Source organism: Ensifer soli (genome assembly GCF_041928815.1).
Taxonomy (GTDB): Bacteria; Pseudomonadota; Alphaproteobacteria; order Rhizobiales; family Rhizobiaceae; genus JBHFEI01.
This window is the reverse complement of sequence record NZ_JBHFEI010000027.1, coordinates 22,849-29,757: the sequence shown is the minus strand read 5'-3', so window position 1 is coordinate 29,757 and position 6,909 is coordinate 22,849. Positions and strand designations below refer to the sequence as shown.

Annotated in this window: 5 protein-coding genes; all 5 read right to left on the bottom strand. The window is 58.2% G+C overall.

Annotation, left to right across the window (positions count from 1 at the left end; genetic code table 11):
* Nucleotides 1-246: 246 nt before the first annotated feature.
* The 5 genes from ACEVQ6_RS22470 to ACEVQ6_RS22450 all read right to left on the bottom strand — a co-directional run bounded on the left by ACEVQ6_RS22470 (nt 247) and on the right by ACEVQ6_RS22450 (nt 6,654).
* Nucleotides 247-1,230 (bottom strand): hypothetical protein, encoded by a 984-nt coding sequence (locus ACEVQ6_RS22470; protein WP_374891282.1) that lies wholly within the window; start codon nt 1,228-1,230, stop codon nt 247-249.
* Complete coding sequence (locus ACEVQ6_RS22465; protein WP_374891281.1) at nt 1,172-2,281, bottom strand: DUF262 domain-containing protein; 1,110 nt, start codon at nt 2,279-2,281, stop codon at nt 1,172-1,174. The genes ACEVQ6_RS22470 and ACEVQ6_RS22465 overlap by 59 nt, the downstream gene beginning before the upstream one ends.
* A gap of 169 nt (nt 2,282-2,450) precedes the next feature.
* Nucleotides 2,451-3,545, bottom strand: a complete 1,095-nt coding sequence (locus ACEVQ6_RS22460; RefSeq protein ID WP_374891280.1) for a BsuBI/PstI family type II restriction endonuclease — start codon at nt 3,543-3,545, stop codon at nt 2,451-2,453.
* 2 nt (nt 3,546-3,547) lie between these two features.
* Nucleotides 3,548-5,353 (bottom strand): HsdM family class I SAM-dependent methyltransferase, encoded by a 1,806-nt coding sequence (locus ACEVQ6_RS22455; RefSeq protein ID WP_374891279.1) that lies wholly within the window; start codon nt 5,351-5,353, stop codon nt 3,548-3,550.
* A gap of 158 nt (nt 5,354-5,511) precedes the next feature.
* Complete coding sequence (locus tag ACEVQ6_RS22450) at nt 5,512-6,654, bottom strand: RHE_PE00001 family protein (protein WP_374891278.1); 1,143 nt, start codon at nt 6,652-6,654, stop codon at nt 5,512-5,514.
* Nucleotides 6,655-6,909: the final 255 nt, after the last annotated feature.

Here is a 6,909-nt window from a genome sequence, read left to right as displayed (position 1 = left end):
TCACCAGGACCAGTGAATCAGACAAGCCCGACCGCGTGAATCATCAATCCGACTCCGCGTTCATCGAAGACGCTCTAGCGCGCTGGAAGCGTTTCCAGCCTGCCTCCGCCGGCTTGCCAGCCTCGGGCTTCTTCATGTAGCCATTGGCCTTAAAAGGCGAATTCGAAACGGGCGAAATAATAGAGGAAATCGAACGCCAGATCCTTCAGCTCGTCGTCGATTTCATTCCTGCGCATGCTATCAGGCTCAAATTCGTATGATTTTAGGATGGTCCTGGCTCATCCAGGCCGGAAGGTCCATCCCATCATGCACAAGCACCTTCATCCTCTTCGCCTTCTGCAGCGCACTCTGAAAATCGAAAATACTGCTGTGAGAGAGAGCCTGAACAATGAATGCGTACGGTGAAATATCGTTCGGCAGCAACCCAACACGCCGCTTCTCTGCGGCGAGGATCGGCGTCAGCTGATCAACATCCAGACGTAGCGCCTTGAACATTTTCTGGGTCGTTTCTGCCAACCGTTTGATGTCACGTGGGAGGCGGTCCGGCGACCACTGCGCCCTGATCTGCTCAATCAGTTTTAGCGTTTCAGTGGTGACTTCATCCTTCTTTGCCACCGCCGGCGCATCCGCAAGCCTGTTTGCTTCCGCAATAGCGATCTCTGCATGCTCAAGCATCGCCTTCACCTGATAGGCTATGCGTTCTCTGGGCCAGCTAACTGTGTCGCTCTTATAGATCAAATCGTGCGTTGCGAGACTCCACGCGTGCTGAAGAACCGTCTTGATCTGGACCTCAAAAACGAGGCCGTCTAGATCAAGATTTTTACCGGTCTGGCTGGGTCTCTTTGATACATAAAGCCGAAGATCGTCGAACCTGAAGTTTGAGGATTCCTTAAAGGTTTTACCATCGTCTGGCGGCCTACGCGCGGCCAGATCATAGTGACTCAGAACAGCGTTTTCAGCGGTTTCGATGTGTGACAGCGTAGGCACCACCAGGGTGCAGGCAAAGAAATCCTCAAGCTTCGCCGGGTCGTCTACTCGTCCCGTTTCGATCTTCAGAGCGAAGCTCTCGAGTTCCTTCAGCCGCCAGACGAAAAACCAGCCCTGCTTTTCGGCCTCCTCTTTCAGGAGAAGCTGAACTTCGTCCGCTAACCGCTTGTACCGTTCCTCGCTTTCAGAATGCAGGTCTCGGATGGTCTTTATTATTTTCATCTTGTGCGGCCTCTGTGCCATGAATGGCCGCCGTCAAGCTTCGCTGCCGTTTGCTGCGGGGCGCAAGATCCGTCGACGCACCGCGGACATTTGCAGCATAGTCCAGGACCCGCTGCCGCACAGCTTCGCCTTTCGCGCTGCCGTCAGATGGAGGCAGATTGTTTGCTACCGCCAGGGAGACCTGGCCGAGAAACGCTTCATACCTAGAGGCGAAATCCGCCATCGGCAGGAGTCGCTTTTCCTCGAGAACGAAGTAGGCCCACAGAGTATAAAAATGGCTCTGCACCTTGATCTGGTCTTTTAGGTCGCTCTTGATGGCCAAAAGCGAGCGGACATATCCTTTCACCCGTTCCAGTTTGGCGAGAACATCGTCCTCGACGAATTCTGGAAGTTCGCTCGTGTCCTCGTATTCCGCATAGAACTCGTTTAACGCATCCTGGTCGAAACCAGTAATCGCATCCTTGAGCAGAACGTAGATCAGCTCGGAAATAAACTGGACGTCCGACATGCGCTTGGCGCGCGCGGTCGTAACGATGCCGAAGTCCTTCCATTCCTGCTTTTCCGCCTCGGCCTCGGCGAGTGTGATCAGCCACCCGTCATAACGGGCGTGTCGCATCTCCTGCTCGGTTAGCTTTCTTGAGTTACGGTTGATGCGTTCGAAGGTGTTCTTTAGGGCGGCGTCGCCGGTATCCGGCAACATCTCGACGATCAGCACATAATTCCAGATGCGTTCGCGGGTTGCACGCTCCAGGTCCGCCCAGCGCTTTCGCTGCAAGTTTACGTCGGCAAAATCGTCCGGGATCCGGACCTTGTTTTCCGTAAAATCGATTATGGTCTGCAGCCGCTGCTTGCCATCCACCACGTGATAGGTAGCGCGGCCATTCTCGTTCAGAGATTTGTGCAGAAATACCGGTGGTGCCGGATAGTTGTTGAGAATGGTGTCGATGAAATACCGCTTATCTCGCGGCGACCAAACGCTTTTGCGCTGGTACGGCGGGTTGAGATCGAGCTGCCCTTTTTCATTGAGATCGAGAAACCAGCTGATATCCTGCGTGGTCAGTGCCCTGGCCATCCAAACAACCCCGTTTGCGTTAACTTATTGAAGAAGCGCTGTCCTGAACGTGTATAGCCGAAAGAACGTCCTCGAAGGAAGAGGATCCTCTCGTATGATTATCGGCGCACTGCCTCGATCCGACTCGAGGATCGTCGCTAAAGATCGAACGGCAGCTTCTGGATATTCGTCAGAGCTTGTTGAGATCGGCAAGGGTGGCTGGGGTGGTCGCGCCGTCCCGCATGATGGCGATTTGGCTCGGCTCCGACACAAACCAGGCGAACGATCCCCACGCAAGCGCTGAGACTGTTTTGCGGAAGCCTGCTGAGCCGCGGTCCTGATATGCCGTGAGGAACGTGACCTGCTCGCGTGCGAAACCGGCGGCGTCGGTCAGCTTGTAGATTGCATCCTGCCGCCGCTCGGTAATCGCGCCATCAGTCGCAACGACTTCCACAAAGACGAGCAGCGGACTGGACGGAGCTAGATCGACCAGAATCATGTCCGGAAGGTCTTTGTCGGCTTCGATCTTCAGACCAATCAGGGACGCCAGCTTGTCGTCCTGGGTGACGACCTTGTTGCCACTCTCGCTTAGCCACAGGACCGCGGGCTGCCCAAGAAAGCGCGCCGCGAATTCCTCAACAACGGCCTTTGAAATGATGGAACTGGGGCCGGGGGCAAGATTGCGCGTTTCCTTGTTCGGAAAAGTCACCAACACGCCCGATGACGCGCCTGCCGCGCCGGAAAGCATGATCGAAACGCGGGCACGAGCCGACGGGCTCAGGTGGGTGGTCTGAAACGCAGCTATGGCGGCTTCCAACGCCGCTCCTGTCAAAGCAGGATCGAACAAAGCTGCAAAATCCGCCTTTAACACGTAGCGGGGAAGATTTGATGTCGTTGCCATATCCTTGAGTTTGATCACAGCGCCAACAGGAACTAACCCGTCGCGAAGAGTCTCGTCTCGAATTGGCTCCCGGCTATTGTCGGCGTACCACCGCGACCCGACAGCGAGCTGCTCACGTTTCTTCTTCTTGAGAAAATCAGCCGCATAGCTATTTCGGTCAGTTTCGTCAGCCAGGGCTGCATGTTCTTCCGTCATGCGGTAAACGTGTGCTGGTTGGAGAACACGCGTATTTCCTTCCACCGCACCAATGTACAGCGCGACAAACACCGTCTTACCGGCCATTTCGCGAACACAGTACCGGCGGTTTGGCGTGCCTTCTGGGAAGATCAGGGGCAGCCGCTCGGCAACGAGCGTCCAAGGGGCGTAGGTCGGAAGATTTGTCATTCTCAAATTGCGCCCGCTGCGTCGTAGAGCCGTTCACATTCGGCCTCTACCTCCGATCGGGCGGCGCCGCGCTTGATGAGTGCGGCGAGCGGTCCCAATGCATGGGGATCAGGCAACGAAATTGATTCCAGCTCATAAGCGGACACCGCTACGCTGCCACTAACGCAACGAAACGCTCGATCCGCAGCAGCGCTGTTTAGAAAAGCTGCCAAAACCTCCGGTGAAACAGCAGGCTTAGCCGTAATCGGCCGGACCATGTTGAGATGGTTCTCGATCACTACAGCTTGGTGCTTCGCAATAAATTCTTCCGGAAGCGCAGCCGCGATCAGACGGCGATTCTGTTCCTTCGCCGTCGTGCGTTGGAGAAGCACGCACGGCTCGCGCGTGATCAACCATTCATCGCCAGCCTTCGGCGCGAAATACGGCTCGTGGTTCTTCTTTTCAGCCCGGAAAACGAAACGCCCGTCTGGCGTTACGCATTCGGCCCAGATCAGCGGAAGTCTGTTTTTCCCCGGGCGGCTCTGCAGTTGCGGCTTGAAACGGTTCCAGACGAGTTGCCCAGTGCTCACGCCGTAGCCCCAGTCGGCAAGACGATGCGGCATCGCGCGCAAATGTTCGATGAGGATTGCCTGCTGCGGCGTGCGGGGGAGAAGCCATGGCTGCGACGGATCGTCAGGCAGCACGAAAGGCCCTGCAGGAGCAATCAGGAGCGCGTCCACAGATCCCGTCATAACCTCGAAGGCCTGCGCCGGAGCTCGACCTGCTCCCTGCCGATACGTCGTCAGCAGTGTCTCCTGTAGCACGTCTTCGAACACGCCCTTCCGCAGGGCAACGAAGTCAGCCGTTACGGGGCGCGCTTGGCTGCCGAGCATGCTGCGAAGGTTCTTGAAATATTCGCCTGCAAGGAAGCTGGTCGGCGTGACATAGGCGACGACGCCGTCTTGCTTCACATGCGACAAGGCGAGATCCGTAAATAGACCGTAGAGATTGGCATGGCCGTAGAGGCTGCGTTTGAACCGCGCCCGAACTTCCGGTTCGAGCGTCACACGGCCGTAAGGCGGATTCCCGATTACAAGGTCAAACCGATCTCGCTCGCGCGGCGGACGGCGCTCAAGCGTATCGCAAACTGTCACTACGACCGGCAGGCGGCGTCCAGCCTTGCGGCAAACTGGCAGCATCACCGCGTCGAGCGTCACCTGTGACAGCCAAGCGGCGAAGGAATCGATCTCATAACCGCGCAGCCTATTGCCGATATTCTCAACTAAGATTGCCGGCGTCACATCAGGAAGCGCCTCTAGGATACGCCGTGCGACGGGCGCTAGGAAGGCCCCTCCGCCACATGCAGGATCCAGCACCCGACAGGATGCCCAGTCGACGCCAGCAGTCGTCGCCTGGTCGAGTAAGCGCGCGGTTAGAGGCGGCGGCGTATAGAACACTCCGTAGGAGGCACGGAAAGACGATGGCAGCATGCCGGTATAGGTCAGGCCGACCGCATAGGCAGCCGTTTCCGGATCGTATGCCGCAGCCGCGCTACCAATGCTGTCTGCCGAGGCTGTGGCCGGATCCGGCAGATGATCTAGGTCCGGAACTGGCGACAATAGGGGCCGAAGTGGAAATTTGCGGTCGTCGCCCGTAAGGGCAGACCACCAAGCCGCGACCAGCCGGTAGCAAAACGCCCTCGCCAATGCGAGCCGTTCGCTCTCAGGGGCCGCCTCCGCCAGAGCACGCGCCATAATCCGCGCGGCGTTCAGCGTATCCGCGGGGGAACTCGTCTCAATGGCTGCGATTCTGGGTTTCGAAGTCGTCATCTGGCGCACTACTGTTGATGTTCAACTACTCTAAGCGCTCCAAGTTAATGAACCGCGAGCAAATTCCAGTGGTTTACCGAAGTCGACCACGAACGTCCATGAGCGTCAATGAGATTTCAGACTGCTCATTAAAACAAGCGGAGTCTAGATGCCACGATTCACATTATTCCCCACGCCCGAAACCTCCCCCTCCCCGTCATCTCTCTGAGGCCGAGCTCCGCAACAATCCGCCGCGCCGCCTGAGGCGTGACCCCGAGCGTTTTTTTGATCGTCCCGGCATGCACGAGCGGAGTGGCCATGACGAGTTCAACGAGTTCCGGGAGTTTTGACGATGTTCGCCTGCCCGACAGTTTGCGTTCCATCATTTTTCGCGCGAGCGCCAGCCGGTCGTGTTCCTTCAGGCCGATCTCGGCGGCCGCGATCAGCCCGTCGGCAATGGCCAACAGCCGGACCTCTCGGCTGCGATGCCGGCGCCGATCGACGGGAATGGTTTTCAGGCCGATGTTGATGGCAACGAGATGCGCACCGGTCGTAACGCCAGCCTGGCGGAGGATCGATGCGGCGAGGTGGCGGCCAAGCCAGGGGGCGTGCTGCAGCACCTCGAGCGTGCTCCAGGCATCGAGGGCAACGATGGCCTGCAGAACCGGCGGCAGATTTTCGGCCTGGCGCAGCACGGTTCGCCATTCCTCCAGCCGCGCGTCCTCGTCCCAGTCGAGATCGTAGACAAGCGGGTCACGCTCCCGCGCCCGACTTGTTGGCACGGCCGCGCTTTTCAGCACGGCTTCCGAGCGCGCCAGCACCGCGTCGATAGCGGCTAGCTCGGCGTCGAGGACGCTGGCGTCGTCGCTGTCCTCGCCCTCCCCCCCTTCCGCCGCCTCAACAGGCACCGCGGCGTCTTTGCTCTCGGTGGCGCTGTCATCCAGAGATGCTGCAGGCCGCGCCTGCCCGGCAACACCGTTGTGGCGGCGCAGGCTGCGGAGGCCGTCCGGGCTGAGCGCCCAGCCGGGCGGCTGCGCGGCGATCCGCCGGCGGGTGCGCAACACGTCGCGGGCGATGGTGAGTTCGTGGGTCGGGGTGCGGATGTCGTGACTGGCATCGTGCAGGACGAGATCTTCGAGATGCACGAGCTCGCCGTCGGTCCACAGCGAGGCACAGGCGTCGGCGAAATGGGCGCGTTCCAGAAAGCCGCTGCCGACCTCGGATCGCGCAATGCGCTCGTCGAGACGGGCAAGCGTAGTTCCGGCCGCGGATATGGGCTTGAGCAGGCTCTGGATGGGTAATTTCGCGAGATCGTAAGACATTGAAATAATGGTAAATGATTTCTAATAGGAACTCTATAACAATATTATGGTTCCTCACATGGTATGATCGCCGGTTGGGGTTATAACCATCGATAAGTACCTCATATCGAATTGAACAAAGTTCCCAGTCGGAGCGCTTCTTGGCCGAGAAATCCGTGCATTCCATGGGATTCAGACGAGCCGGCCGCTTCAGAAACTACGCTAGAGACGTTTACAAACGATCGGTTATCCGTATCTTCTGCATTTGGAAAACGG

What these genes read in the sequence shown, in the direction of transcription:
- ACEVQ6_RS22470 (WP_374891282.1), bottom strand. Translation starts at nt 1,230, where the DNA reads ATGGCACAGAGGCCGCACAAGATGAAAATAATAAAGACCATCCGAGAC.
- ACEVQ6_RS22465 (WP_374891281.1), bottom strand. Translation starts at nt 2,281, where the DNA reads ATGGCCAGGGCACTGACCACGCAGGATATCAGCTGGTTTCTCGATCTC.
- ACEVQ6_RS22460 (WP_374891280.1), bottom strand. Translation starts at nt 3,545, where the DNA reads ATGACAAATCTTCCGACCTACGCCCCTTGGACGCTCGTTGCCGAGCGG.
- ACEVQ6_RS22455 (WP_374891279.1), bottom strand. Translation starts at nt 5,353, where the DNA reads ATGACGACTTCGAAACCCAGAATCGCAGCCATTGAGACGAGTTCCCCC.
- ACEVQ6_RS22450 (WP_374891278.1), bottom strand. Translation starts at nt 6,654, where the DNA reads ATGTCTTACGATCTCGCGAAATTACCCATCCAGAGCCTGCTCAAGCCC.